The organism is Litoreibacter meonggei, assembly GCF_003663885.1.
Taxonomy (GTDB): Bacteria; Pseudomonadota; Alphaproteobacteria; order Rhodobacterales; family Rhodobacteraceae; genus Litoreibacter; species Litoreibacter meonggei.
In genome coordinates, this window is record NZ_RCCE01000006.1 from 293512 (window position 1) to 320171 (window position 26660).

At 57.0% G+C, this 26660-nt stretch carries 24 protein-coding genes; 7 read left to right on the forward strand and 17 right to left on the reverse strand.

Features of this window, described 5'->3' with window-relative positions; all coding sequences use genetic code 11:
• Window positions 1–11 precede the first annotated feature (11 nt).
• From BCF46_RS17550 to BCF46_RS17585, 8 genes are all read right to left on the reverse strand, one after another.
• Window positions 12–911, reverse strand: a complete 900-nt coding sequence (locus tag BCF46_RS17550) for a carbohydrate ABC transporter permease (RefSeq protein WP_121027479.1) — start codon at window positions 909–911, stop codon at window positions 12–14.
• Window positions 904–1809, reverse strand: a complete 906-nt coding sequence (locus BCF46_RS17555) for a carbohydrate ABC transporter permease (protein ID WP_121027482.1) — start codon at window positions 1807–1809, stop codon at window positions 904–906. Before BCF46_RS17555 ends, BCF46_RS17550 begins: the two co-directional genes overlap by 8 nt.
• 79 nt (window positions 1810–1888) lie before the next feature.
• Window positions 1889–3160, reverse strand: coding sequence for an ABC transporter substrate-binding protein (locus BCF46_RS17560; RefSeq protein WP_121027485.1), 1272 nt, complete (start codon window positions 3158–3160; stop codon window positions 1889–1891).
• 55 nt (window positions 3161–3215) lie between these two features.
• Window positions 3216–3962 carry an SDR family oxidoreductase gene (locus BCF46_RS17565; protein WP_121027488.1) on the reverse strand — a complete coding sequence of 249 codons (747 nt, stop codon included), beginning with the start codon at window positions 3960–3962 and terminating at the stop codon, window positions 3216–3218.
• A complete protein-coding gene (locus BCF46_RS17570; protein WP_121027491.1) occupies window positions 3959–4708 on the reverse strand; it encodes an SDR family NAD(P)-dependent oxidoreductase in 750 nt (249 codons plus the stop codon). Before BCF46_RS17570 ends, BCF46_RS17565 begins: the two co-directional genes overlap by 4 nt.
• On the reverse strand, window positions 4705–5565 hold the full coding sequence (locus BCF46_RS17575; RefSeq protein ID WP_121027494.1) for a fumarylacetoacetate hydrolase family protein: 861 nt from the start codon (window positions 5563–5565) through the stop codon (window positions 4705–4707). The genes BCF46_RS17570 and BCF46_RS17575 overlap by 4 nt, the downstream gene beginning before the upstream one ends.
• A complete protein-coding gene (gene eno / locus BCF46_RS17580) occupies window positions 5562–6878 on the reverse strand; it encodes a phosphopyruvate hydratase (RefSeq protein ID WP_121027497.1) in 1317 nt (438 codons plus the stop codon). The genes BCF46_RS17575 and eno overlap by 4 nt, the downstream gene beginning before the upstream one ends.
• On the reverse strand, window positions 6875–7888 hold the full coding sequence (locus BCF46_RS17585; protein ID WP_170157972.1) for a phosphotransferase family protein: 1014 nt from the start codon (window positions 7886–7888) through the stop codon (window positions 6875–6877). Before BCF46_RS17585 ends, eno begins: the two co-directional genes overlap by 4 nt.
• A gap of 125 nt (window positions 7889–8013) precedes the next feature.
• On the opposite strand from BCF46_RS17585, the gene BCF46_RS17590 reads away from it, so the two are divergent.
• A complete protein-coding gene (locus BCF46_RS17590) occupies window positions 8014–8991 on the forward strand; it encodes a LacI family DNA-binding transcriptional regulator (RefSeq protein ID WP_121027503.1) in 978 nt (325 codons plus the stop codon).
• 495 nt (window positions 8992–9486) lie between these two features.
• On the opposite strand, the gene BCF46_RS17595 is transcribed toward BCF46_RS17590, so the two are convergent.
• The 7 genes from BCF46_RS17595 to BCF46_RS17625 are packed head-to-tail and all read right to left on the reverse strand — an operon-like array spanning window position 9487 to window position 17496.
• Window positions 9487–10434 (reverse strand): ABC transporter substrate-binding protein, encoded by a 948-nt coding sequence (locus BCF46_RS17595; protein WP_121027506.1) that lies wholly within the window; start codon window positions 10432–10434, stop codon window positions 9487–9489.
• 42 nt (window positions 10435–10476) lie between these two features.
• Window positions 10477–11472: an ABC transporter permease gene (locus tag BCF46_RS17600; protein ID WP_121027510.1), complete on the reverse strand. Its 996-nt coding sequence runs from the start codon at window positions 11470–11472 to the stop codon at window positions 10477–10479.
• Window positions 11472–12980, reverse strand: a complete 1509-nt coding sequence (locus BCF46_RS17605; protein ID WP_121027513.1) for a sugar ABC transporter ATP-binding protein — start codon at window positions 12978–12980, stop codon at window positions 11472–11474. Before BCF46_RS17605 ends, BCF46_RS17600 begins: the two co-directional genes overlap by 1 nt.
• Window positions 12977–14110, reverse strand: a complete 1134-nt coding sequence (locus BCF46_RS17610; RefSeq protein WP_121027516.1) for a Gfo/Idh/MocA family protein — start codon at window positions 14108–14110, stop codon at window positions 12977–12979. The genes BCF46_RS17605 and BCF46_RS17610 overlap by 4 nt, the downstream gene beginning before the upstream one ends.
• The gene (locus BCF46_RS17615) at window positions 14107–15165 is read right to left on the reverse strand and encodes a sugar phosphate isomerase/epimerase family protein (protein WP_121027519.1); all 1059 of its coding nucleotides are present in this window, start codon (window positions 15163–15165) and stop codon (window positions 14107–14109) included. The genes BCF46_RS17610 and BCF46_RS17615 overlap by 4 nt, the downstream gene beginning before the upstream one ends.
• A gap of 16 nt (window positions 15166–15181) precedes the next feature.
• A complete protein-coding gene (gene xylA, locus BCF46_RS17620; protein ID WP_121027522.1) occupies window positions 15182–16492 on the reverse strand; it encodes a xylose isomerase in 1311 nt (436 codons plus the stop codon).
• The gene (locus BCF46_RS17625) at window positions 16489–17496 is read right to left on the reverse strand and encodes a LacI family DNA-binding transcriptional regulator (protein WP_121027525.1); all 1008 of its coding nucleotides are present in this window, start codon (window positions 17494–17496) and stop codon (window positions 16489–16491) included. The genes xylA and BCF46_RS17625 overlap by 4 nt, the downstream gene beginning before the upstream one ends.
• Window positions 17497–18197: 701 nt before the next feature.
• On the opposite strand from BCF46_RS17625, the gene BCF46_RS17635 reads away from it, so the two are divergent.
• The gene (locus BCF46_RS17635; RefSeq protein ID WP_121027530.1) at window positions 18198–18884 is read left to right on the forward strand and encodes a DUF2270 domain-containing protein; all 687 of its coding nucleotides are present in this window, start codon (window positions 18198–18200) and stop codon (window positions 18882–18884) included.
• A gap of 225 nt (window positions 18885–19109) precedes the next feature.
• Here the strand turns inward: BCF46_RS17635 and BCF46_RS17640 are convergent, their stop codons facing one another.
• Both BCF46_RS17640 and uxuA read right to left on the reverse strand, forming a co-directional pair.
• Entirely contained in the window at window positions 19110–20579 is a 1470-nt protein-coding gene (locus BCF46_RS17640) for a mannitol dehydrogenase family protein (RefSeq protein WP_121027533.1), read from the reverse strand.
• Window positions 20576–21790 carry a mannonate dehydratase gene (gene uxuA, locus BCF46_RS17645; protein ID WP_121027536.1) on the reverse strand — a complete coding sequence of 405 codons (1215 nt, stop codon included), beginning with the start codon at window positions 21788–21790 and terminating at the stop codon, window positions 20576–20578. The genes BCF46_RS17640 and uxuA overlap by 4 nt, the downstream gene beginning before the upstream one ends.
• A gap of 125 nt (window positions 21791–21915) precedes the next feature.
• Between uxuA and BCF46_RS17650 the strand changes: the two genes are divergently transcribed.
• The 5 genes from BCF46_RS17650 to BCF46_RS17670 are packed head-to-tail and all read left to right on the forward strand — an operon-like array spanning window position 21916 to window position 26538.
• Window positions 21916–22614, forward strand: coding sequence for a GntR family transcriptional regulator (locus BCF46_RS17650; RefSeq protein WP_121027539.1), 699 nt, complete (start codon window positions 21916–21918; stop codon window positions 22612–22614).
• Window positions 22615–22656: 42 nt separating this feature from the next.
• Complete coding sequence (locus BCF46_RS17655; RefSeq protein WP_121027542.1) at window positions 22657–23634, forward strand: TRAP transporter substrate-binding protein; 978 nt, start codon at window positions 22657–22659, stop codon at window positions 23632–23634.
• 29 nt (window positions 23635–23663) lie between these two features.
• Window positions 23664–24206, forward strand: a complete 543-nt coding sequence (locus BCF46_RS17660) for a TRAP transporter small permease (protein WP_342768445.1) — start codon at window positions 23664–23666, stop codon at window positions 24204–24206.
• The gene (locus tag BCF46_RS17665) at window positions 24206–25483 is read left to right on the forward strand and encodes a TRAP transporter large permease (protein ID WP_121027545.1); all 1278 of its coding nucleotides are present in this window, start codon (window positions 24206–24208) and stop codon (window positions 25481–25483) included. Before BCF46_RS17660 ends, BCF46_RS17665 begins: the two co-directional genes overlap by 1 nt.
• Before the next feature lie 8 nt (window positions 25484–25491).
• Complete coding sequence (locus tag BCF46_RS17670) at window positions 25492–26538, forward strand: L-idonate 5-dehydrogenase (RefSeq protein WP_121027548.1); 1047 nt, start codon at window positions 25492–25494, stop codon at window positions 26536–26538.
• The last annotated feature ends 122 nt before the right edge of the window (window positions 26539–26660 follow it).

Consider the following 26660-nt stretch of genomic DNA (forward strand, 5'->3'; position numbering starts at 1 on the left):
ACGCGATCTCCTTATTTCACAGCGCCAGAGGTCAAACCCCGGACAAAATATTTCCCACCGAAGACGTAGACCAGCAAAGGAGGCAGCGCCGCGAAGATGACCGAGGCCGCCTCGACATTGTAATGCCGCTCTCCGGTGCCAGAGCCAGAGAAGGCCACGATGGCCGAGGTGATGGGTTGATTGGACCCTGACGTGAAGACAGTGCCATAGAGGAATTCGTTCCAGATGCCGGTGAATTGCCAGATCACGCAGACGATCAGGATCGGCGGCGACAAGGGCAGCATGATCCGCCAGAAGATGCGCCAGAACCCTGCCCCGTCGATACGCGCAGCTTTGATCAGATCGTCCGGCACCGCCACGAAGTAGTTGCGGCAGAATAGAGTGGTGAAGCTGATCCCTTGGATCGTGTGGACCAAGACCAAGCCACCGATCGTGTTAGACACGCCCAGTTTGCCAAGCACGAAGGCCCAAGGCAGCAAGGTCATTTGCGCAGGCAGAAAGACGCCCAGCGTGATCAGGCCAAACACCCATGCGTCATACTTGAACCGCCACTTGGACAACGCATAGCCGTTCACCAAACCAAAGGCGGTGGACAGGACGGTGGCGGGCACGGTCATTAACAGCGTGTTGACGAAGTACCGAGACACTCCTTCGCAATTGCCGCCTATGCAGAACGTGCTCCATGCCTCGCCCCAATAGGACCAGCTCATGGTGTTCGGGGCCGAGATAAAGCCCTCGCGCACGATCTCTTCCAACGGGCGGTAGGCGTTTATGAAGATGATGAACAGCGGCGACATATAGAGCAGCGCGAAGAACGTGAGAAGCCCGTAGACAATCGTCTTGGAGCGGATTTGCTTTGCGCGGCTGCCCGTTGACAGCGGATCAAACGCTTGATGGACTGCTTCAGCCATGACGCTGGCCCTCCTTCTTGGCTTGCCAGTTGGTCCACAACACGTAAGGCACGATGACCATGGCCAGCGCGACAAGGATCATCACCGCCGCCGCCGCCCCTTGGGCGATCTGCCCGCGTTGGAACATCAGATCGTAAACCACGATGGCAGGCACAGTTGTGGCGACGCCCGGCCCGCCTTGGGTCAGGGCGACCACAAGGTCATAGGTCTTGATCGCGAATTGCAGCAGCACCACCGTCACGGCGATAAAGATCGGCCAGATCGTCGGCAAAATAACTTTGCGATAAATCCGCGGCATGGACGCCCCGTCGATCTGCGCCGCTTTTACCAGATCACCATCGACCGACCGCAGCCCGGCCAAGATCAACGCCATGGCAAAGCCGGACGCGTGCCAGATACCGGTGAAGATGACGACGTAAAGCGCCATATCGCGGTCCGTGATCCAGTCGAAATTCGCACTGATCCAGCCCAGGTCGTTCAACGCGCGCTCGACGCCGGTTTGCGGGTGAAAAATCCAACGCCAGACGGTTCCGGTCACAATGAACGAGATCGCGAGCGGGTAGAGAAAGATGGTGCGCCACACGGATTCGAACCGGACGCGCTGGTCGATAAGGATCGCCAGAAGCGAGCCGATGAACAGCGATCCGACGACATAAAGCGCGCCGAACACGAACAGGTTTTGGTAGGACACGACCCATCGCTTGCTTTGCCACAACGCCGCGTATTCTCCGAAGCCGCCATAGGCCATGTTGGGCAACAGGGTCGACTGCGACACGGAAATCCAAAGCGTCCAGAGCGAGAAAACCACGACATACATAAAGGCCGCAACGAGTGTTGGGATCAGGACAAGCTGCGGCGTCTTTTCCGCCAACCGGCTCCCGAGTGATCGTTTGGTCATGGTGTGTCCTCCAGCAAAAGCATGGGCTAGGTCCGCGCCAGCAAGGGAGATTACTGGCGCGGGTCTTTACAGGCGGGGCTTAGCTTTGCAGCTCGACCGCATCTGCAAGCTGGTTCGCAGCTTCTTCAGGGGTGATCGAGTCGTCGGCGACGAACTCGGTGATCACTTCCATCATCGCGCCACGGAACTTCTGCAAAACGGTCATGTTATGCGCCATGGAGCGGACCAATGTGCCCTCAGACACCGATGCCTTGAGGTCGGCCAAGCCCTGTTGCTGGCATTGGGTGAAACCACCCTTGGACAAGTCCACATCCGTGCGGGACGGAATGGACCCCTTGGCCACATTGAACGTCACCTGAAATTCCGGTGACATGATCGTGCTGGCCAGCAGTTTTTGACCTTCGATGTAGTCGGGGTCGGATTGCTGGAAAAACACCACAGAGTCAGCGTTCAGGATGAAGCCGTTACCACCCCAGTTCACGGGCGTCTGGTTGCACAGGTAGTCCTCGCCCTCTTTGAAGCCAGCCAGATTGGCCGAGGCGACGGTCCAGTCGCCCATCAGGAAGAACGCCGCTTCTCCCGTCATGGTCATCGTCATCGACTGCTCCCACGAGCGACCATTGATGCCGTCATCCATGTAGCCAACCATTTTGCGCAGCTGCGCAAACGCGTCGATCATGCCTTGGCTGCGCATCGCGTCGACATCGGCTTCCTGAAACGCTTTGCGGTACAGGTCGATATCCATGCCATAGACAACACTGTCGAAGGTCGTGGCATCGGACCAGTCGGCGGCACCGTGCGCGATACAGGTGTGGCCTGCGGCAACGATCTTGTCGCATGCGGCATTGAAATCATCCCATGTTTTCGGAACGTCTAGCCCCAGCTCGTTCAGGATCTTGGTGGAGCTGTACAGCCAGTTGACACGGTGGATGTTCATCGGCGCCGCGACCCAGCTTCCGGTCGGCTTCATCACCGACGTCAGCTCGGGTGCTACGACATCATCCCAGCCTTCCGCCGCTGCAACCTCGTCTAGATTGGCAGTTGTGCCTGTCGAGTTCCATTCCGCAATTTCAGGGCCTTTCAACTGCACCGCAGCCGGTGCGTTGCCGGCAACAATATCAGAGCGCAGCTTGGCCAGCGTGTTGGACGTGTGGCCGGAAATCGCGGTTTGCTCCCATGTGCCGCCAGCGGCTTCGAACATCTCGCCCAGCTTGGCAATCGCCGCCGCCTCCGAGCCTTGCGCCCATTGGTGCATCATGTTGGTTTTCGGCTCCGCCTGTGCGGCTGTCGCCAAAGCGGCGATCGCGAGCACTGAAGCCGTCGTCAGCGTATATGCTTTATTCAGTTTCATTTGGTTCTCCTTCTTTGAACCGGTTGGAATTGGTCAACGCAGATTCTGCGCTGGTCTAGATAGAAATGCCCCCGTCAACATTGACGGTCTGGCCGATGACAAATGCGCCGCCATCCGAGCACAGCCATGCGCAAGCGCTGGCGATCTCGTCGGGTGAGGCAAACCGCCCGCCGGGTTGCCGGTCGAGAAACATCTTTTCCGCCGCCTCTAAGCTGCCCATGCTTTCGGCCAAATCGGCGATCCGCTGGCGCAGCGACGGCGTGTCTACAACGCCGGGACAGATCGCATTGAAGCGAATACCGTTTGGCAGGTAATCTGCGGCACAGGCCTTCATCAGTCCGATCACCCCGCCTTTGGCGGCGCCGTAAGCGGCACGGTTCGGATAGCCCTTCAGCGATGACGCAAGCGACGCGATCAAGATAACCGACCCACCGGCATCCAGCATGTGCGGCACGGCGGCCCTGACCACATGAAAGGCACTGTCGAGGCAAATGGATTGCGACTTGCGCCAGTCGGCATCTGTCGTCTCCAGCACGCTGCCATGATGCACAAAACCTACCGCGTGCGCGACGACATCAATCTGGCCAAGTGGCGACAGCCACGCCTCAACAGCCTTCGCGTTCGTCGCATCCACGCCCGTCGCGGATACGGCGTCCAAACCGTCCAGCAAGCTGGCGTCAATGTCCGACACGTGGACCGTAGCACCCTCGGCAATCAACTTTTCAGCAATCGCCCGCCCGATCCCCTGCCCCGCTGCGGTGACGCAAGCGACACGGCCTGATATGGAAGCCGCGGCGCTCAATACGTGGCCCGCCCGCCAGAGACATCAAACACAGCCCCCGTCGTGAACGAGTTCTCCGCAGACGCGACCCACAACACCATGTTGGCGATTTCCTCCACGGTGACAAACCGGCCCCGCGGGATTTTCGACAACATGAACTGCACGAAATCCTCGGACACCTGATCGAAGATGCGCGTTTTCGCCGCCGCCGGAGTGATGCAGTTCACCGCGATGTTCTGGCCTGCCAACTCCTTGCCCAGCGACTTGGTCATGGCGATCACCGCCGCCTTGGACGTGGAATAGGCCGAGGCGTTCGGGTTGCCCTCTTTGCCCGCGATGGAGGCCACGTTCACGATGCGCCCATAGTCGCGCTCCATCATGCCCGGCACGACCGTGCGGCAGGTGTGGAACGTCCCGTCGACATTGACCGCCTGAACCTTCCGCCACGCATCTGCCGGATATTCTGCCAGCGGACCCGTCGGCCCCGCGACGCCAGCGCTGTTTATCAGCACATCGACCTTGCCAAACTTCGCCTCGGTCGCGGCTTGCGCGGCCTCGACGCTGGACAGATCACTGACATCGGTTTGCACCAATAGGCGATCACCTTCCGCAATCTCCATGACGCGCTCTTCAGGAGCACTGATATCCATATCCCAGATCGCAACTTGCGCGCCCGAGACCGCCATGCGGTCCGCAATCGCGGCACCGATCCCGTTGCAGCCGCCCGTTATGGCCACAACCTGACCGGAGAAATCATAGCTGTTCATTTGGTGCCTCCCAATGCGACAACGGTCTGTTTTTGCTCACCCAATCCGTCGATCCCAAGGCGCACTTCGTCGCCTTCGTTCAACCAAACAGGCGGCTTCATGCCCGCCCCGACACCCGGAGGCGTACCGGTGCAAATCAGATCGCCCGGCTCCAATCTGGTAAATTCGGACATGTAGCTGACGATGGTTTTCACATCGAAAATCATCGTGTCCGTGTTGCCCGTCTGCATACGCTTGCCGTTCACATCCAGCCACATGCCAAGGCTTTGCACATCGGCAACCTCGTCCTTGGTCGCCATGAACGGGCCGGTCGGGCAGAAATTGGGGAAGCTCTTGCCTTTGACCCACTGACCGGACCGCTCCATCTGCCATGCGCGCTCCGACACGTCATTGACCAGAACAAATCCGGCAACATGATCCATCGCCTCGTCCTTCGAGATATTCAGCGCGGGCTTGCCGATGATGATACCCAGCTCGACCTCCCAGTCGAGTTTGGTCATCTGCGGCGATTTCAGCAGGTCGTCATTCGGCCCGCAATAGGTCACGGTCGACTTGTTAAACAGGATCGGCTCTTCCGGAACAGGCAGCCCCGCTTCGGCGGCGTGGTCGGAATAGTTCAGCCCGACGCACCAGATGTTGAACGGTTGCGCCACCGGTGGGGCCAGCCGTTTGCCCTCGATATCCGCGACAGGCAGGCTTTTGGGATCAACCGCGGCCAAACGGTCCAGCAGCTCGGGCGAAAGCGTGCGTGGGCCGAAGTCCTCCACGATGGACGACGCATCGCGCGCCACCCCATCGGCATCAATGATACAAGGAATTTTCGAGCTGGTGCGGTCACCATAACGGGAAAGTTTCATGCTGCTGTGTCCTTTTGATTTTTCTTGCCCCACCACGTGGCGGCCAGCGGTGCGCCGCCGACAAAGCTACGGACGCCAAGCGTGTCCTGAATGCGCAGGCACTCGTTCCATTTGACCATGCGTTCGGAGCGGGTGAAGGAGCCGACTTTCAGCTGCCCGCCGCCAAGCCCCGTCGCCAGATGGCTGATGGAGACATCTTCTGTCTCGCCCGATCTGGCCGAGACAATCGCGCCCCAGCCCTTCGCGCGGGCGGCGCGGAAAGTCTCGAGACTTTCCGACACGGTGCCGGCCTGATTGACCTTGATCAGCACCGCATTGCACGCCCCTTGGGCTTGCGCGTCGCGGACCAGATCCGCGTTGGTCACAAGATAGTCGTCCCCGATGATCTGTACCCGATCGCCAAAGCGGCGGGTAAATTCCACGGTTCCCGCAACATCATCTTCCGACAGCGGGTCCTCGATAGAGGCAATCGGATAGCTGTCCAGCCAACCGCCCAGCATGTCGATCATCTCGCCGCTGTCCATGTCGCGATCTTCCAGCGCCAACCGGTAGCGCCCGTCCTTGCCGAACTCCGAGGCGGCAATATCCAGCGAGATCACAACACGGTCGCCCGGCGTCTCCCCTGCCTTCTCGATGGCTTGCACCAGTGTTTCCAGCGCCTCTTCGTTGCTGTCGAACATCGGCCACCAGCCGCCCTCGTCCGCCACACCGGCCAGCTTGCCTTTGGCTTTCATGATGTCACCGGCGGCGAAATAGACTTCGTTGGTGATCTCCATCACTTCATCAAAACTGGACGCCCCCGGCACCATGATCATGAAGTCCTGAATATCAACGCGCTGCCCCGCATGGGCCCCGCCACCGAATATCTGGATCTCAGGCAGTGGCAGCGACGGCGCATAACCCGTCATATCCGAGATGTGCCGCCAAAGCGGCTTGCCTGCATCCGCCGCAGCCGCGTGCATAATCGCCAGTGAGGTCGCCACCGTCGCGTTGCCGCCCAGCTTGTCCTTCAAGGGCGAGCCGTCCAAAGCCAGAATAGCAGCATCCGCGCCGCCTTGGTCCTGAACATCCAAGCCCTTTAAAGCCGCAGCAATCGGGCCATTCACGCTTTCCAGCGCGCGACGCACATTCTTGCCTTGCACGGACGGCCCACCGTCGCGCAAATCAATCGCCTCGCGCGTGCCCCGTGACGCGCCCGCAGGTGCAATCGCACGCCCCATCACGCCGTTTTCAAGCGTCACATCGACTTCCACCGTCGGATGGCCGCGAGAATCCCAGACACGCCGCCCGCTCACATTCTTGATGACACTCACGTTTCCAATTCCTCCAAGCCAGACTTCAGTTCATTCGCAAATCCGGCAAGCGTCGGGACGGGCGACGCGATCAAGGGCAGCGCCAGTTGGCGCACCTGCTCACGTCGCGTCTCAACAAGATACTCAACCGGCGATTTTCCGTCGATCCGGGCCAACATCAGTGCGGGCAACAACCGGCAGACCCGCGCCTCAAGCTCTGCCGCATCTTCCCACGTGATATGCGCCGCATAGGCGCCCCAGAACTGCCCGATGGCGTCAAGCAATTCCGCACGTTGAGGCGGCAGATGCACGGCCTTCAGCACCAGATGGTTCAGGCAGAACGCCGGATCAAACGACGCATCGCCCATCGTTGCGCATTCCGCATCCAGGATCACCGGCGCACCGTCGCGGATCAGAATATTCTTGGGGCTCACATCGCCATGCACCAGCACGGCGTCGCTTTGATACAGCATATCCGCCAGCGCCGTCAGTTCAGCCGCCACGTCAGGATGCGCTCCTGCCGTGAACGTCAGATAGGGCTCAATCCGCAGCGCCCGAAAATCGTCGCGGTTCCGGAAGGTCGAGGTATCAAACCCCGCCTTGGCCGAGGCCGCGTGGATGCGCCCGATAATCTCGCCAACAGCCGCCGCCTCGCCGCGCAGGGGCGCGCCGTCCAGCATGGCCGTTTTCCAAAGATACACGTCATCGCCCGCGATCAGTTCCATCGCGAAGCCGTGCTGCTCCTCAGAGCGGCCAAACAGGCGGATCGCCCCTTGCGGCACCACGTCAGCCGCGACTTGCAGCCACGCATATTCAGCCGCGTTGCGATGCACTGGCGCAAACCAATCGGCCGCGACCTTCAACTTCGGCAGGGCAAACTTGACGCAATAGGCATCACCGCCCACGCGCACCGCCGCAATATCGGAGGCCACCCCCCCGGTGAGCGGCTTGACCTCGCCCAAATCGCTGGCCCGCCCGAGGTCTAAAGCCTCGATCAAGTCACGGCATCTGGCTTCGAGCGGTTGCGTCATGGGTGCAGAATCCATAGTCTGGGATAGTAGATGTTCACGTGAACAATTTGACGGTAAGATCGCATTGCTGTCAAGACGCTTTTGATTTTTCATGCTAAGAGTATGAAACCACATGGAGTTCCGCTTTGAGTCGCGTCACGATCAAAACCATCGCCAATGATCTTGGGATTTCGCACATGACGGTGTCACGCGCGCTGTCCGACCACCCCAATGTGCAAAAAGAGACGCGGGATAAAATCGTAAAGCGCGCGGATGAGCTGGGCTACGTCAAGAACGCCGCCGCCATGGTGATGAGGGGCGATGCCCCGAAAATCGTGGGGCTATTGCTGCCCAATATCGTCAACGAATTCTACGCACGCTTCGCCAATGATCTGGCCGTGGAATGCGATGCGCAGTCTTTGCAATTGATCATTCACCTGACCAATGACGACACAACGGTCGAGCAGAAGGCGCTGGAGCAATTGCGGCAGGTACAAGCCAGCTCGGTTGTCTTGGTGCCTGCCCCGCGTCGCTCGACCGGGGACCGCACGCCATACGGAAGGATGCGGGTGATCGAGTTGATCCGGCAAAGCGGAACGCCCGATCAGCACCCCACAATTCTTGTCGATGACGGGCCCGCCATTCGCGCCGCCGTGAAGCATTTAGTTGATAAAGGTCACGACAAGATCGCCTATATCGGCGCAAATCGTGACATGTCCAGCGGTCGCGCGCGCCTTGATGCCTTTCGCTTGGGCGCGAAACAGGCTGGCGTCGAGATTCTGCCAGACTTGATTTCCACCGGTGTCCCCTCGTTCAGCATGGGGCGCAGCCATGGCCATGCAATCCTGGCTGGAGGCACGGCTACGGCGCTTTTGTGCGGCGGGGTCGAGATTTCAAACGGGGCACTCAGCGCTCTTATGGACTCTAAAACCAAACTGGACGAAGGGTTTGAATTCATCGGCTATGGCGATCCGTCATTCTATTCGTGGGTCAACAATGGCGTGTCTACAATACGCGTTCCGATAACTGAACTCGCGACACGGGCAGCGGAAATGTTCCTTGCTGCCGACTTGTCAGGCCCAGCACCCAAAGACACGTTTTTAGCGGAGCTGATAATCCGCTGAAACTACACCCCGGAAACTTGCCGGGACACAATGGCGTAGGGAACCCATTAGATGGGCGTTCAGTCTGCAATTTGGTGTAGTCCCAGACAGCGTGCCAACAAGGTTTTGACTGCAACGACAAATCTGGTCTCGTCCCAACCTACTGCTCCAGCATCGACATCCAATCGAAGAGAGCTTCCAAAAGCAGTTCCGTTCAACCTTAGTCTAAGGGACAATACCCATTCGTTGGCCGCCTGAATGCCTGCCAAAATTAGGAGAGAGCGGCGCGAGCGATGATATAGCCTGTGCGGTTGAGGCCACGTTAACGCGCATGGCATCTTCTCGTGGGGTGGACGGATCATGCGAGTGCCTCGTCCTGGAGCCGTATGAACTCCAAACTTCGCCGACGTTCATCTGAAGGCGCTACTATAGATCACGACGAGTAGACCGAGATCACAGTTTCCGCAAAATTGCAGCGGGAAACCATCTGGCACCCCGCTGCATTCATCCATCGCCCTAGAACGGGCTGTCTGGGTAGTAGAACTCGGCGGCGTTGTCTTGTGTGATCAAAACAGAACCGATGACGAAAGTACCGGACACCGGCGCCGTCGACGTCAGACCAACCGCGGTCATTTCAATCGCTGTTGCGATCATCGCTGGCGGATAGGTGACGTTTGCAGGGATCATCGCGTCGCCGTCGCGTGTGCGTGCAATCATCTCTTTCATGCCAGCGCCACCCAGAACGAATTTTATATCGTCGCGGCCCGCAGCTTCGATTGCGGCAAGAACACCGATGGCCATGTCGTCATCAGATGCCCAAACAGCGTCGATCTGCCCATGCTTGGACAAAAAGTCCTCCATGACCACAAAGCTGTCGTCGCGGTTCCAGTTGCCGTGCTCCATGCCGATGATCTCGATGCCGGAGCCTTCGATGGCAGCTTCAAATCCGGCGACGCGCTCATTGTCGATGCTGGTCGGGATGCCACGGAACGCAACGATCTTGCCGCCATCAGGCATGGCCGAAACCATGTATTCGCCCGACACTTTACCAAAGCCCGAGTTGTCACCCGCCACATACAGGTCCTCGATGCCTTCAATGGCCAAACCACGGTCGACAACCGTGACCCAAGCGCCGCTGTCAGCGACGGCTTTGACCGGGCTTGTCAGTGGCTCGGATTCAAAGGGCAGTACGACCAAGGCGTCGATATTGCGGGTCGCCATCATGTCTTCGATGTCGTTGACCTGTTTCGCCGGGTCAGATGCGGTTGCCAGAACGAAATCCAGTCCGGGATAGACGGCCTCAAGCCGGTCGACGGCCTGTTGCGCATGGAAGTTCATGCCGCCAGCCCAGCCGTGGGTCGCTGCCGGAATGGACACGCCGATAACCTTTGTGTCCTGCGCAAATGCTGGCAGCGCAAGTGTTGCAGCCAGTGCGAACGCACCAAATGAGTGAGTGAGTTTCATGGTTTTTTCCTCCTATTAACCATTCGTTTTATGCGTCGGGTCTTACCCCTCCGCCTTCTTGTCGCGCTGTAAGATCACAGCAAGAATGATGATGACGCCTTGCACCGCACCGTTCAGGTAGGGTGAAACCCCGTCGGTCAGGTTCAATATGTTCCCGATCAGGGACAGGATCAGTACGCCGATCACGGTGCCCCAAACGCGGCCAAATCCGCCTTTCAGCATGGTACCGCCGATGATCACAGCGGCGATGGCCTCCAGCTCCCAAAGTACGCCAGTGCTGGACGACGCAGAGCCCAGTCGCGGGACATACATGATCGTGGCTACCCCGACCAAAACGCCCAAGCCCACATAGGTCATCATGCGTACGCGGTTCACGTTCACGGATGAATAGCGCGCCACCTGATCGTTCGACCCGACGGCGGCGGCGTGACGTCCGAACGCACCGCGACGCATGACGACCTCGCCAAGGATCGCAACCAAGGCAAACACGATGATCGGCCAGCTGATGCCAAGGATACCGTCAAAATAAATCGGCCGGATGATCGCACGCATCCCGAAATCAAGCGACAGGGTGCCGCCATCCGCCAGCCAAGTCACAAGGCTGCGATAAATACCCATGGTGCCAAGGGTGACGATAAACGCCTCGATCCGCATGTTCGTGATAAGGAAGCCGTTTATGAATCCGGCGGCAGTCCCCGCAACGATAGCCGTCAGCATTCCGACGAAAACAAGCGGCCACCCGACGCCCATAACGGGCAGTAACCCGTTCATGACAAGGATCATAAGACCCGCGATAAAGGCCGCCATCGACCCCACTGACAGATCCAGCCCGCCCGCCGTTATGACAAATGTCATGCCAACAGCAATGATCCCGATAAAGGCCGAGCGTGACAGAACATTGGTGATGTTCCCCGCGCTCAGGAAATTACCATTCATCAACGCGCCGATGACCACCAGCACGACCAAGGCCAAAATCGGCCCCATGACTTTCAGGTCCAGTCGCATGGCGGGTTTTGGGTTTGTGTCTGCCGTGGCCATCACGCTGCCTCTTCTTTGTGTGCGTCAAGGCCCATAGCCAACCGCACGATTTTGTCTTCAGTCAAATCATCGCCCGAAACCTCGCCCGCAATGCGACCCATGCGCATGACCAGAACGCGGTCCGCGAGGCCAATGACCTCCTGCATCTCGGAGCTGATAACGATGATGGACTTGCCCTGCCCCGAGAGCGCGTGAATGAACTCGTATATCTGCTGCTTGGTACCAATATCGATGCCGCGCGTCGGCTCGTCGATGATGACGATATCCGGATCGGCCAGCATGACCTTGGCGATCAACAGCTTTTGTTGATTGCCGCCGGACAGGTTGCCGACCGCCACGTCACGGGACGGGGCGCGAATGTCGAAATCCTCAATGGCCTTGGTCAAAGCCGCATCTTCGGATTTTTGATCAATCAAGACATTGGTGAAATCAGGCAAACATTGCAGCGTCAGGTTTTCCCGCATGCCCTTGGTCAGCAGCAAGCCACGGCTTTTGCGATCTTCGGTCAGATAGCACACACCCGCTGCCTGCGCCTGTTGCGGCGACTTAAGATGAACAACTTTCCCGTTCAACCGCACCTCGCCCGTCGTCGAGCGCAGGCCAACCAGCCCTTCCATCGTCTCCGTTCGGCCCGATCCAATCAGGCCGGAGATCCCCAGAATTTCGCCTTTCTTCAAGGTGAACGAAATATCATGGGCAAACCCCGCGACCGACAGCCCCTTGACCTCTAGCGCGGCCTCAGACCCAACGGGCACAGTGCGTTCAGGGTACAGGGAGGACACATCACGTCCGACCATCGCCTCGGCCATCTGGTCTTCGTTATAGTCGCTCGTCGGGCCTTGGGACACGACATGGCCGTCGCGCAAAATGGTGATCTGGTCGGAAATTCGCTTCACTTCGTCGAGCTTGTGCGAGGTGAACAGGATCGCAACGCCTTCCGCCTTCAACCGGTCAACCTGATCGAACAGCACCTCAGCCTCCCGCTCCGTCAGCACAGCGGTGGGTTCGTCCATGATCAGCACGCGGGCGTTGCGCGACAGGGCTTTGGCGATCTCGACCATTTGCTTGTCGGCGTTGGCGATGTCGCTGACACGCGCTGATGGATCAACCTGACAGTTCAGACGCGCCAGCAACGCGCGGGCCTCGGCCTGCATCGCCGCCTTGTCCAGAAGGAAGCCGCGTTTCTTTTCATGCCCAAGGAAAATGTTCTGTTCAACGCTCAGCTGCTCCGCAAGGTTGAATTCCTGATGGATCAGAACCACGCCCTGCGCCTCCGCGTCTTGCGAATTGACAAAGGACACCGGCGCGTCGTTCAGGGCAACAACCCCGCTCGTCGGGGCCAGATAGCCCGACATGATTTTCATCGTGGTGGATTTGCCCGCCCCGTTCTCGCCAATCAGCGCGTGGACCTCGCCCGCTGCCAGCGTGATATCCACGTCGTGCAGAACTTGGACGGGTCCAAAGCTGCGACAGATTTTGGTCAGGGACAGGGCGAGCGGTTCGGTCATATCTTAACCCACGCCGCATTGCGCGCAGAGGACCGCACGCAGGCGTCGATGAACACAACGCCGTCGAGGCCGTCATGAACCGTCGGCAACAGATGATCCGGCGCGGCACCGTCGCGGGCGGCGACGATCACGTCAGCCGCTTCGTTGTAGATGTTCGCAAACCCCTCAAGGTACCCCTCTGGATGGCCCGGCGGAACGCGCGAAGTGCTTTGATTGGCCTCGTGAGCGCCCGCCCCGTTGCGGGTCAGCAAACGCTTCGGCTCGCCATGGGGGGTGAACCACAGGTAATTGGGATCTTCTTGCGACCATTCCAAACCGCCCTTTTCGCCATAAACACGTAGCTTCAGCGCATTTTCATTGCCGGGAGCCACTTGGCTTGACCACAACATGCCCTTCGCCCCGCCTTGATAGCGCAGCATCACATGCACGTTGTCGTCCAGCCTGCGACCTTCCACAAAGCTGGTCAGGTCGGCGGCAAGGCTCTCCAGTTTCAAACCCGTCACGAAGCCTGCCAAATTGTAGGCATGCGTTCCGATATCACCGACACACCCGCCAGCGCCGGACCGCGCGGGGTCGGTGCGCCACTCGGCCTGCTTCAGGCCTTCGCCTTCCATAGGGTCGGTCAGCCAGTCTTGCGGGTATTCCACCTGCACAACACGCATTTTTCCGATCAGGCCCTCCGCAACCATTGCACGGGCTTGGCGCACCATCGGGTAGCCGGTGTAATTATGCGTCAGGATGAACTGCGCGTCCGACTTTTCCGCCGCCGCGACCAGCTTCTTCGCGTCTGCCAAAGTCGAAGTGAGCGGCTTGTCGCAAATCACATGAATACCGCGCTTCAGAAACTCACGGGCAGCGGGGTAATGCACGTGATTGGGCGTCACGATCGCCACTGCCTCGACGCCGTTTTTCAACCGCGCCTCGCGCTTGGCCATCTCAGTAAAATCGCCATAGCACCGGTCTTCGTCCAGACCCAAAGCCGCGCCCGACGCCTTGGACTTCTCGGCCGTCGAGGACAGCGCCCCCGCGACCAGCTCAAACCGCCCGTCGATGCGTGACGCTATACGGTGCACCCCACCGATAAAGGCGTCATTCCCGCCGCCTACCATGCCTAATCGAATAGGTTTCATGACGTGATCCCCATCATCTTGGCATTCAGCGCCGTATCCGCGCCGCCATCTGCAAAGTCGTCAAACGCGCGCTCCGTCACGCGGATGATGTGGTCCTTGACGAACTGCGCGCCCTCGCGCGCGCCATCTTCGGGGTGCTTGATCGCGCATTCCCATTCGACCACGGCCCAGCCATCGAAGTCATTCGCGGCCATCTTGGAAAACACCGCCCCGAAATCGACCTGCCCGTCGCCAAGCGACCGGAACCGCCCCGCGCGGTTGACCCATGACTGGTAGCCGCCATAAACACCCTGCCGCCCCGTCGGATTGAATTCCGCATCCTTGACGTGGAACATGCGGATGCGGTCTTTGTAGATGTCGATATTGTCGATGTAATCCATGCACTGAAGCACATAGTGCGACGGATCATACAGCATGTTGGCGCGGGCGTGGTTACCTGTGCGTTCCAGAAACATCTCGTAGGTGATCCCGTCGTGCAGGTCTTCGCCGGGGTGGATTTCGTAGCAGACATCGACGCCGCAATCCTCGGCATGGTCCAAGATCGGCAACCACCGTTTTGCCAGCTCGTCAAAGGCTTGTTCCACCAGACCCGCAGGCCGCTGCGGCCAAGGGTAGACATAAGGCCACGCCAGCGCGCCCGAGAATGTCGCATGGGCGCCGATCCTAAGGTTTTTCGACGCGGACAGCGCCTTCTTAACCTGATCCACAGCCCATTCCTGACGTGCCTTAGGGTTGCCGCGTACTTCGGGGGCCGCAAAGCCGTCGAAAGCGTCGTCATAGGCAGGATGCACGGCCACAAGTTGGCCTTGCAGGTGGGTGGACAATTCGGTCACTTCGACGCCGTTGGCGCGGGCCTGTTCGGCCCAATCCTCGCAATAGCCTTTCGACGAAGCGGCCTTGTCGAGGTCAATCATCCGCGCGTCCCAGCTGGGAACCTGCACGCCTTTGTAGCCGCAATCTGCCGCCCATTTCGTGATGGAATCCCACGAGTTGAACGGCGCATCGTCGCCTGCGAACTGCGCTAGGAACAGCGCTGGACCTTTGATCGTTTTCATAGCTTCCTCCTTGCCGTCACACGTAACGGTTGACGATATTTTCAAGTTTTTCCTGTTGCCCCGATGCGGGTTGCGGGTTCAGGCCCGCGGCCTCGGCCTTTGCGGCAATCCCGTCCAGTGTCGCCCCTTCGGCCAACATCGCTTGCGCCGCATCGGCCTCCCAACCCGCATAGCGCGCGCGGCGCGGGGCCTCCAACGCGTCGTCGGCCAGCATAGTGTGCGCCGATTTCAGGCCACGGGCGCAGACGTCCATCCCGCCCACATGCGCCGCGATCAGATCGCTGGCATCCAAAGACTGACGGCGCAGTTTGGCGTCGAAATTCGTGCCGCCGGTGGTAAATCCACCAGCCTTCAACACCTCGTAATAGGCCAGAGCCGCCTCTGACGGCGAGTTCGGGAACTGGTCCGTATCCCACCCCGATTGGTAGTCATTGCGGTTCATGTCGATGGAGCCGAAAATCCCTAAAGTCCGCGCCATCGCCAACTCATGCTCGAACGAGTGGCCGGCAAGGATCGCGTGGCCTTGCTCCACATTCACTTGAACCTCATCTTCCAGCCCAAATCGTCTGAGGAACCCGTACACCGTCGCCACGTCGTAGTCGTATTGGTGCTTGGTCGGCTCCTGCGGTTTCGGCTCGATCAGGATCGCGCCTTTGAAGCCGATCTTGTGTTTGTACTCGACCACCATGCTTAGAAACCGGCCCATCTGCTCCAACTCGCGGTCCAGATCGGTGTTCAGCAGGGTCTCGTAGCCTTCGCGACCGCCCCACAGCACGTAGTTTTCGCCGTCCAAGCGGTGGGTGACGTCCATGCAGCTCTTTACGGTCGAGGCGCAATAGGCGAACACATCTGGGTCGGGATTGGTGGATGCCCCCGACATATACCGCCGGTTCGAGAACATGTTGGCGGTGCCCCAGAGCAGTTTCGGCCCGCCATTCGCCATCTTCTCCGCGAAGTAATCCGCCATCTCGTTCAGGCGGTCGTGGCTTTCCTTCAGGCTATCCCCTTCGGGCCGCACGTCATGGTCGTGAAAGCAAAAATACGGCACGCCAAGGATGCGGAACATATCGAACGCATCATCTGCCTTTTGCTTGGCCAGAGCCATCGTATCCGCCGGAAACCAAGGGCGCTCGAATGTCTGCCCGCCGAACGGGTCATTCCCTTCCCAAACGAAGTTGTGCCAGTAGCAGACCGCAAAGCGCAGATGCTCGGCCATCGTTTTGTCGCCCAACATCTCGGTCGGGTTATAGTGGCGAAACGCCATGGGGTCGGCGCTGTCAGCCCCCCCAAAGGTAACGGGTTCGATGTCGGCGAAGTATCTGCTCATTGGATGTTCTCTCGGCTGAATATGTTTAATCGGATTTTTCCGGTTTCTGCTGACACCTCGCGCCCTTCGGTCAGGTCGCGCATGATGCGAACAGCGGCCACAACGGCGGCGGAGGTGTCTTGGTCCAGCACCAGATCAATGGTCCCATCACGCAAACCCTGGCGCGATGTCGGGGTCAGTTCATGAACGATGGTGACGGGTTTGGCATCGGCCTTTTGGACGGCGCGCACCAACCCCTTGTTGCCTGCACCTATGGCGTAAATTCCAACCAAAGGCCGCGCAGCGGATGCCTCGGCCACCAGCCTTTCAACACTTTGTGCGTCGTCATTTCCCTCAACCGCTGGCAACAGCGTCAGGTGCTGGAAACGCTCCTGCATGACCCGCCGAAACCCCATAAGGCGCTCATTGTGGTCGCGGGACGATAGCGAACCCGCAATCATCAGAACCTCACCTGACGCCCCTAGGAAACGCCCCATGAATTCCGCAGCTGTGCGGCCGGCTGCGACGTTATCAAGCCCCACATAGGCTTCGCGATCAGACTGGGGAAGATCCGCGACAAGGGTGACAACCCGCACGCCCGACGCGCGTAGGCGGCTCACTTCTTCCTGAATTTCTGGCGCTTCACTTGCCATGATCGCAACAGCGTCACAGTCTAGATCGCGCAGTGCCGCAACCTGTCCGGCCACGTCGAACGCGTGGGTCGGAATGATCTGGATCAGGATTTGCTCCTCAACCAGTCTGCTGCGCTCACGCTCCAGCGCGGCCTGCAGCAATGCAACGAAACCCGTGTCACCTGACGGGACAACGAAACAGAACCGATAGACACGACGACGCGACAGATTTGCAGCGGCCATGTTGCGCACGTAGCCTGTCTGGGCAACGGCAGCTTTGACCTTCGCTTCGGCTTTGGACGACACGCCGCCGCGATTGTTCAGGACACGATCCACCGTGGCGAGACTCACCTGAGCTGTCCTCGCAACGTCATGAACTGTCGGTCCACTCATCTTCGACTCCCCCTGTTCATCACGGTAAAATGCAATTTGAGGTACGTCAATCAATTTGTTGATGACAACCGCTCAATCCCTCATGCTGCAGGAGTCGGATTGTAGATATAGGGACTCTCTGGACACCTCCTGTGAATTCGCGCATTTGGAATGCGGGACGCATCCTGATGAACGAAGAACGCGACACTCTTCGTAAACTCAGAATTCTCCAGAAACACAGCTTCGAACCCATCCATGACCGTTTGCAGCCTACAGCTCGAACCAACCTCGGCGACCTTCACACGGGCGCCAGCACCATGCGGGGCCGCGGCACCGCATTGAACCTGCTGAGATAAATTTCTGATGCGAGTATTTATACTGCACGATCTCAACTGAAGAGAGCGGTGCAGCTGACAATAGCGTCTGTGAGATTGAAGTCATCTCCATGAGCAGGACATCCCTTCGCGGGCGGATAGGGCAAGCAAATGCAGGGAATTATTCGATCCCGGCATTTAGTTTTGGAAGATGTAGAATCTTTGCGTTTGGAATGACGGCGCTGCGCGCCAAAGTCGCCGATCGGAGCGGCTGAAAGGAATTCTGAACCGTCGTAAAGAGGTCCGTAAAATGGACCCAAAGCAGAGTTGCACTAATCGCTCGAGCCGCGTTCTTTGACCGAAAAACCTCGCCATGTAATATCTAACTGATCTGACAAGGAATGAACGATGAGCCCGGACACGGATAGCAAGCAACGAAAAGATCTTAGTGCCGCCGAAATTGGAGCGTTAGCGCATCTTTACCGGGCGGAGGTCTACCGCTCGACAATCTGGCGGACGCGATTGGATACCACAACAAATTGGGCCGTGGTGACATTGGGGATCGCCTTGTCGATCACCTTTGCCGCGCCCTCAGCATCTGCACTGCCACTTGTTCTCGTCGGCGTGTTACTTTTGTTCTTTCTGATGGTCGAAGCACGTAGGTATCGCTTTTTCAATGTCTGGCGCGCCCGCTGCCGCTGGATGGAAACACATTTTTACGCCCCGATGCTGGACGACGGCGATTTGCACCTAGAAGAAAACTGGCAAAAAACGCTGGCAGAGGATTACTGGAGGCCGAAATACCACGTCAGCCTGATGGTCTCAGTTGGCCGGAGAGTTCGAAGCACGTATCTCTGGATTTTGTTGATTCAAGCGCTTGCCTACATGGGCAAGCTTATTGTGCACCCTGAACCTGCACTTTCTGTTGCGGAAGTCTTCGAAAGGGCCGCTGTTGGCCCTGTCTCCGGCTCCGTAGTGGTCGCTTTGGGAACTCTTTACATTTTCTTATCAGTCGCCATTGCATTGTGGAGCTATGTTCATGACCGCGGGCGGGCATTGCGCGGTGAGCGAAGCCGCGGCAGTAGCATGGGCTAAACAGTGTTTTCCAAGGCTCGGAACGATCCGTCCCTGCGCGACGCGACGATGATCGAAATGCAGACCTCTGCAGGTGTCGCTATTACTTGCGCCGCATCTCATCGCAGTTGCAGCGACGACCATTTGGGTGCGTTGCAAACTTGACCAAAGCGGCCGCTCATACAGGCTGATTTGAGTGAGCCTCGGTGCACGGGCGAATGGAACCGTCGCAATACACAGATTTATTTACTTCGCTTCGTTGTGGAGAGCAGCCAGCATGCCTTTGTCGAGCATCAGTGCTAATTTAGATGACACCGCTGAATTCCAGCTCTGGTCCAAAATAAGCTCCTTTGGCATGAAACCATCAAGGCCAGATAAACGCGTAGCTATTTCATCTGGAGATTTGATTGTCCCCACACTTTTTTCTATCTGGTCTTGCCTGGGATCACGAAGCTCAAAAGTAGCATTGTTATCCGTTCTACCTAAACAATAGCGCATCCATACCGCAGTTGCGAAAGCAAATGGCGCTATCGATTGGCCTCTTTCCATTGCTGTAATCGCTGGTTCGAAGATCCGTTGGGGAAGCTTTTCCGTTCCATCCATTGCAATTTGATAGGTCTCGTGGCGGATATTTGGGTTGGAAAATCTTTGGAGCAAGGACTCAGCGTAGGTGTTCAAATCCACACCCGGGACTGGATCAAGCGTATGAGAGGCCGCAATGATATGGCGTTTGACAAGTTTTGCCAGATCGGGATCGGCCATGACGTCGCAGACGTAGTCTCGACCTGAGAGAAAGCCGGCATATGCCAACATAGAATGGGTGCCGTTCAACATGCGGAGCTTCATATTCTCGTATTGAGCCACATTCTTTACAAACAATGCCCCCCCGGCATCCCAAGCGGGTCTCCCGGTTGGGAAGTCATCTTCGATGACCCATTGGCTGAAAGGCTCCGTTTCAACAGCGGCTAAGTCTGAGCAGCCTGTTAGATCGCGGGCCTCGGACAGCGTGGCTTGCGTCGCAGCTGGTGTAATGCGGTCCACCATAGTCGAAGGAAACGAAACCTGTGCCTCGATCCAGTCAGCAAGTGCGGGATCAATTCGGCGGGCAAATTCAAGAACACCCGCGCGCACGAACGCGCCGTTGTTTGGAAGGTTATCACAACACAGTACAGTGAATGGCTTTGTCTCGGCGTCGCATCGCCGCTTCAAGGCCGCAACCAATATTCCCAATACACCGACCGGACTGTCTGGGCTTAAGATGTCTGCCGCCACAGCGGGGTGACTTGTGTCAATGCCACCCGACATACGTTCGATGCCATAAGCCTTTTCTGTCACTGTCAGAGAGGCAATGCGAATGCGCGGATCACTGAGAGTTTCCAAGAGCTGTTCAGAGTTTCCCTTGGCGGCTATGACTTTTGCGATGCTACCAATGACACGCGCAGAGGTATTGTCGACACCGCGCTCAATCAACGTGAACAGTCCATTTTGCGGGTTAAGTTCTTCGGCCGCTTTGGGGCTTCGCAGGCTTGCGCCGATTGTACGCCAATCACCGCCCGCTGCTGCCAATGCATCATCTGTGTAAACTGCCTGATGTGCCTTATGGAACGCGCCGAGCCCCAAATGAACGATCCCGCATCCGTGCTCACTGGGGACATAGGCGGGCTGGCGCACGTCAGCAGGTAGCGTTGATGACGCAGTCAGTCTTTCCATTGTCATGTCGGGGCCCTGTCAACATAAGTTAGGGCAGCTATGACACCGCGCAGTTCAGCAAGCCCCTTTAAACGACCGATCGCAGGATAGCCTGGCTGCGCTTTGCGGTGCAGGTCATCAAGAATGTCCTGACCATGGTCGGGCCGGAACGGAATGGACCAATCTGTACGCCCATCCGTGCGCCGCTGCTTTTCCTCATTCAAAACGGCATGAACGAGGGCAACCATATTTGTTCCACCATCAAGGTGTTCCGCTTCGTAAAACGAACCGCGAATGTCGTCGCTCTCACGTGCAACGTTGCGCAGATGAAGAAAATGCACACGATCCCCTAGTCGCTGCATCATCCCCGGCAAATCATTGTCGGGTCTGGCGCCCAATGAGCCAGAGCACAATGTGATACCGTTTGCCGGAAGATCCACGGCATCCACCACCTTACGATATTGCGCCTCGGTAGACATGATCCGAGGTAAGCCAAGCAATGGGAAGGGGGGGTCATCGGGGTGGCAGCAAAGCCTAATTCCAAGTTCCTGCGCTAACGGAGTGATCTGCTCAAGAAAGGCAATCAAATTGTTGCGAAGCCCGTCTTCGGACAGGATCGCGTATTCGGAAATGTGTTGCCGCACGTCGTCCAGTGAGAATGTTTCTGCAGCGCCGGGCAAACCGTAAACAACGTTGCGAGCAATATTATCTTGTGTGGCGTCATCCATAGCCGCGTAGCGTGTTTTCGCGATATCGAGCAGTGTTTCTGAGTATTCGTCGATAGCACCTGGCCGTTTCAAAATATGCACATCGAAGGCGACAAAATCATGCCAGTCAAACCGCATACAAGTTCCACCATTGGGTAGGCGGTGTTCGATATCTGTGCGCGTCCAGTCGAGGACCGGCATGAAATTGTAACAAACAACCCCGATCCCGGCGTCGGAAAGGTTGCGAAGACTTACTTTGTAATTGGCTACATGTTCGCGCCAGTCACCTTGTTGCTTCTTAATGTCTTCAGAGACGGGCAGGCTTTCAACGACATCCCATTGCAACCCCGAAGGTGTTCCGTCGCGATGCAATGATATCTCTTTCTGCCGCTGAGCAATTTCTGCGAGTGTCCAGATGTCTCCGGTGGGGATGTGATGCAGTGCCGAAACAACGCCCTCAACGCCGGCCTGTCTCATATCGTGCAGTGTGACTTGATCGTTCGGCCCGAACCACCTCCAGGTTTGTCTCATTTTCACTCTCCATTATCCCGCGGATGGCTTGCGTGCTGTTCCAACTGTGCCATGCTCCATACTTCCATACAAGAAGATTGACTTGTATGGAAGTATGGAGCATAGGTGTTGTGGGAGGATGATCGATGCAATTACGACGCGATAGAGCTTGGGACCTTGATCCAGAGTCTCCAATCGGGCCACAGCTTCACCGGATTTTGCGTGAACGGATCGTCCGAAATGATCTAATTTCCGGAAGTAAGATTTCTGAACCAGAAGTCGCTAAATACTATTCGATCAGCCGTCAGCCCGTTCGTGAAGCATTCATAAAGCTGTCAGAGGAAGGGTTGATCTCGATACGACCCCAACGCAGCACCGTTATCAAGAAGATCGACTCTGAAGCCGTTCTGCAGGCTCGTTTTGTTCGTGAAGCTATTGAAGCTGACATTGTGAAATTGCTGGCCACACGTTCTGACCCCGTGCTTGTGCGCGAACTACGTGCGCAACTTGCCGAGCAAGAACGTGTGGCAGCGGGGAACCCCGCACAGTTTATCCGGCTGGATGAGCGCTTTCATAGAACACTGGCAGAGGCATCAGACAATGCCGGCGCGTGGAAGTTCGTCGAGGGGCTGAAGTCACAGATGGATCGTGTGCGTTTCCTAAGCCTCAGCTTTTTTCCCATGCCCAAGCTGATCGCACAGCACAAGGCAGTTGTAGATTGCATTGAAACCGGAGATCTCGCGCAGGCTGAAAGCGCGATCCGACTTCATCTCAAAGAAATCTTGACCGATTTGCCGGAAATTCAGGCCGTAAATCCTGAATTCTTTAGTCAAGTGTCGGAGTGACGACAACACAGGCAAACACTTATACAATCTTGGAGGAAGAATATGACGTTAACGAAAACAATCATGACGACACTGGCTGCGGGTGTCGCAGCTCAGATTATTGGCGGCGCGGCCATCGCGCAAGATATGACATTGAAGCTTGGTCATCTCGCAAACGAGTCAAACCCATGGCACAAAGCTTCTGTTAAGTTTGGCACTGAGTTGTCCCGCCTGACAGATGGACGCATTGCGGTAGAGGTATTCCCTAACGAATCCCTCGGCAAAGAGGTGGATCTGATCAACGGTATGCAACTGGGAACCGTGGATATGACAATCACCGGCGAAAGCCTGCAGAACTGGGCTCCCATGGCGGCGCTGCTGGCCGTTCCATATGCCTATAAATCCATTGAACACATGGACGAAGTTGCGGGCGGTGACATCGGCGATCAGATCAAAGCGCAGATTGTCGAGAAAGCACAAATTCGCCCCATCGCGCACTTTGCTCGCGGGCCACGCAACCTGACATCCAACCGGGCAATTCCATCACCTGATGACTTGAACGGTCTGAAAATGCGTGTGCCAAACGTGCCGCTGTTTGTTGACGTTTGGAAAGCACTGGGTGCAAATCCGGGGCCGATGGCTTTCTCCGAGGTGTTTACATCACTTCAGAACGGCACAATTGACAGCCAAGAAAACCCACTCGCGTTGATCCGCTCTGCGAACTTCAACGAGGTTCAAAGCCACGTAAACATGACAGAGCATGTGCGCTCCTGGATCTATCTGACAATTGCAGAGTCCACTTGGCAGAAGCTGTCTGCCGAAGATCAAAACGCAGTTTCGCAAGCCGCAGCCCTTGCGCAGGCCTATGAGCGGGGCCTCTTTGAAGCGTCCATCGCAGCAGATCGGGCCTACCTTGAAGGCAAAGGCATGACCTTTGTTGACGTCGATGGTGCTGCCTATGCCGCGAAGGCCAAAGACGCCGTGCTGGCAAATGTTAACGATGAAATCAAACCAATCGTCGAAGGCCTTTTCGCTCAGTAAGCTTCACTGAAATGTCATGAGCGGGGCCGGTGTCGATCGGCCTCGCTCCTACTTTCCAAGAGGTGATCATGTCGATCCAGCACATTCAATCAATACTCGTAAAAATCTGCCGAGCCGGAATCGGGATCGCATTCTGCGTGCTGCTTGGAACAGTTCTGTATCAGGTCATCGGTCGCACATTCGCAATATCATCTGTTTGGACTGAAGAGTTAACCCGCTACGCCTTGCTCTATGTCGCGGCATTTGGCGTTGGGTTGTCCTTGCTTAGCGGGGACTTGGTGAATGTTGATGTGATCTGCGAATTCCTTCCCGGAGAATGGCCAAGACGGCTTCGGCTGATTTCAGCATCCATTACCGTTGTCTTGTGCCTCGCTCTGATCGGTCCCGCGTGGAAATACACTGCGATTGGCGCGCGCCAAACGTCACCTGCAATGGGACTGCGGATGGATTTCGTCCACGCGAGCGTTCTCTTGCTTCTCTTGCTTTTACTCGCGTTTGCAGCCCTGCGCGTCGTTTCGATGATTTGGGACGGAGCCTCAGGCCTTCCTGATGAAAAAGAGGATTATTCCTGATGGAAGTTGCAGTTCTTGTTTGCGTATTTCTCATGGGCCTCATCATCGGCCTTCCCGTCGCGATCACACTTGGTGTCGCTTCCTTTGCCTATTTGCTCGTCGCCGATATTCCGTTCGTGGTCATGCCACAGAAGATGTATGCGGGTATGGACGTGTTCGTTTTGCTCAGTATTCCGGGCTTCATTCTAGCCGGTAACCTGATGAACAGCGGCGGAATTACAGAACGAATTATCCGGTTTGCAAGCGCGTTGGTCGGCTGGATACGTGGCGGTCTTGGATTGACAAACATCGCAGCGTCAATGCTGTTTGGCGGCATCACCGGCACAGCTGTAGCTGACGCGGCGTCCATTGGCGGCGTCATGATCCCCGGAATGAAAAAGGCCGGATATCCGGCGGATTTCTCAGCGGCCGTTACCGCAGCCTCCTCGACCGTAGGGCCGATCATTCCGCCAAGCGTTCCAATGATTATCGTCGGCGCACTCTCTGGTATCTCTGTGGGCAAGATGTTTCTTGCCGGTGCCATCCCCGGCATTCTGATGGGTGTCGCGATGATGATCACCTGTTACATTATCTCTGTTAAAAAGAACTTCCCTCGACAGGAATGGCGCGGAGCTTCAGAGCTAGGGCGATCTTTCCTATCTGCCTTTTGGGCGCTGGCGATGACTGGATTGATCATCTACGGGCTTTTAAGTGGGCTGGCGACACCAACTGAAACCGCGGTGATCGCGAGCCTCTATGCGCTGATCGTAGGAGCGTTCGTCTATCGAGACCTAAATCTGGTTCAGGTTCCTAAAATCCTGATCGACAGCGCGGTGTCTTCCGCTGCTATTCTGGTACTGGTCGGTTTCGCCAATGTGTTCGGGTGGATCTTGGTATCTGAACGAATCCCGCAGGCAATCGCTGCCGGAGTTCTGTCCGTCACTGACAACAAGTTCCTGGTGATCTTAATCATTAACATTCTGTTGTTGTTTGTCGGCATGTTCATGGAAACGATTGCCGCCCTCATCATTCTTTTCGTCCCACTATTGGCCTTGGCCCAGGCGGTCGGCATCGAGCCACTCCACTTCGCTACCTTTGCAGTGCTGAACCTGATGATCGGGCTGACAACACCACCCGTCGGTGTCTGTCTGTTTGTCTGTGCGAACATTGCACGGCTCCCACTCACCCCCGTTGTTTGGGCCATTCTTCCCTTTCTGGCGACCAACATCATCGTTTTGTTGTTGGTCTCTTACATCCCGGCATTGGCAACGTGGTTGCCTTCCGTTCTGATCCCATAGGTATTCCCATGCAAACACGTGTCTGCCGCCTGCACGGCAAAGAAGATATTCGAATTGAGAGCTTGGATGTCAGCCCGCCGAAAGCTGGAGAAGTGCGCGTTCAAGTAGGCGCTGGCGGGATTTGCGGATCGGATCTGCATTACTATCAAGATGGCGGCTTCGGAGCAATTCGGGTAAGAGAGCCAATTATTTTGGGACATGAGGTCGCTGGAACCGTTCGGGAGATCGGCACGGGCGTTGACGGGCTAAGGCCCGGTGACCGTGTAGCACTGAACCCCAGTCACCCGTGTGGTTCGTGCAAGTTTTGTGCTTCAGGCCTGTTCCAGCACTGCACAACCATGCGCTTTTTTGGTTCAGCTTTAAGATTTCCACACGAACAAGGCGCATTTCGGGATCAGATCGTTTTGGGTGCAGATCAATGTGTTCCAGTCAAAGACGGCGTGACGCTGGCAGAAGCCGCATGTGCGGAACCACTCGCCGTTTGTTTGCACGCTAGAAACCGCGCGCCGGATCTAAAAAACCGACGCGTCCTGATCACTGGGGCCGGACCAATTGGTGTTTTGTGTGCCGCCTTGGCTGCCGAAGCAGAGGCGAGTGAAATCGTTGTCACAGATTTGAAAGATCTGCCTCTGACGGTTGCAGCGCAAATGGGCGCAACACGAACGATCAACCTCACCACCAATTCAGCGGATTTTGAGACCTACACATCAGACAAAGGATACTTTGATGTCACCTTTGAATGTTCTGCTGCGGCTCCAGCCATTCAGAGTGCAATCAATGCAACGCTTCCATTAGGAACAATCATTCAGGTCGGTGTAGCCGGTGACGTTCCCGTTCCTCTGAATGTCATTGTTGGCAAAGAGATAAACTTTTTGGGCTCTCACCGTTTTCATGAAGAGTTCAATACGGCTGTCGCTTTACTTGGAAATGGCAGCATTGATGTCAAGCCGATGATCACCGGTACTTTCCCACTGGAAAATGCTGCAGAGGCGATAAAGATCGCAGGAGATCGAGGCCAAACGGTCAAAACCCAGCTTTCCTTCGCGGTAGAATAAAGGCACGTTGTGCGCTTCAAAATCCGTAGATCGATAGCGTAAGCAGAACGTTTGACGCGTTCACCAAGGTCGACACGCGCGCTAGAGGTACGAAACAACAACTTTGACAAAACAAAACATGA

Bases quoted from the DNA above. Each gene is read 5' to 3' on its own strand.
- BCF46_RS17555 (WP_121027482.1), bottom strand. From the start codon at position 1,809: ATGACCAAACGATCACTCGGGAGCCGGTTGGCGGAAAAGACGCCGCAG.
- BCF46_RS17585 (WP_170157972.1), bottom strand. From the start codon at position 7,888: ATGACGCAACCGCTCGAAGCCAGATGCCGTGACTTGATCGAGGCTTTA.
- BCF46_RS17600 (WP_121027510.1), bottom strand. From the start codon at position 11,472: ATGGCCACGGCAGACACAAACCCAAAACCCGCCATGCGACTGGACCTG.
- BCF46_RS17625 (WP_121027525.1), bottom strand. From the start codon at position 17,496: ATGAGTGGACCGACAGTTCATGACGTTGCGAGGACAGCTCAGGTGAGT.
- BCF46_RS17570 (WP_121027491.1), bottom strand. From the start codon at position 4,708: ATGAACAGCTATGATTTCTCCGGTCAGGTTGTGGCCATAACGGGCGGC.
- BCF46_RS17615 (WP_121027519.1), bottom strand. From the start codon at position 15,165: ATGAAAACGATCAAAGGTCCAGCGCTGTTCCTAGCGCAGTTCGCAGGC.
- BCF46_RS17595 (WP_121027506.1), bottom strand. From the start codon at position 10,434: ATGAAACTCACTCACTCATTTGGTGCGTTCGCACTGGCTGCAACACTT.
- BCF46_RS17610 (WP_121027516.1), bottom strand. From the start codon at position 14,110: ATGAAACCTATTCGATTAGGCATGGTAGGCGGCGGGAATGACGCCTTT.
- BCF46_RS17605 (WP_121027513.1), bottom strand. From the start codon at position 12,980: ATGACCGAACCGCTCGCCCTGTCCCTGACCAAAATCTGTCGCAGCTTT.
- uxuA (WP_121027536.1), bottom strand. From the start codon at position 21,790: ATGAGACAAACCTGGAGGTGGTTCGGGCCGAACGATCAAGTCACACTG.
- BCF46_RS17575 (WP_121027494.1), bottom strand. From the start codon at position 5,565: ATGAAACTTTCCCGTTATGGTGACCGCACCAGCTCGAAAATTCCTTGT.
- BCF46_RS17550 (WP_121027479.1), bottom strand. From the start codon at position 911: ATGGCTGAAGCAGTCCATCAAGCGTTTGATCCGCTGTCAACGGGCAGC.
- BCF46_RS17640 (WP_121027533.1), bottom strand. From the start codon at position 20,579: ATGACAATGGAAAGACTGACTGCGTCATCAACGCTACCTGCTGACGTG.
- BCF46_RS17665 (WP_121027545.1), top strand. From the start codon at position 24,206: ATGGAAGTTGCAGTTCTTGTTTGCGTATTTCTCATGGGCCTCATCATC.
- BCF46_RS17635 (WP_121027530.1), top strand. From the start codon at position 18,198: ATGAGCCCGGACACGGATAGCAAGCAACGAAAAGATCTTAGTGCCGCC.
- BCF46_RS17650 (WP_121027539.1), top strand. From the start codon at position 21,916: ATGCAATTACGACGCGATAGAGCTTGGGACCTTGATCCAGAGTCTCCA.
- BCF46_RS17560 (WP_121027485.1), bottom strand. From the start codon at position 3,160: ATGAAACTGAATAAAGCATATACGCTGACGACGGCTTCAGTGCTCGCG.
- xylA (WP_121027522.1), bottom strand. From the start codon at position 16,492: ATGAGCAGATACTTCGCCGACATCGAACCCGTTACCTTTGGGGGGGCT.
- BCF46_RS17655 (WP_121027542.1), top strand. From the start codon at position 22,657: ATGACGTTAACGAAAACAATCATGACGACACTGGCTGCGGGTGTCGCA.
- BCF46_RS17670 (WP_121027548.1), top strand. From the start codon at position 25,492: ATGCAAACACGTGTCTGCCGCCTGCACGGCAAAGAAGATATTCGAATT.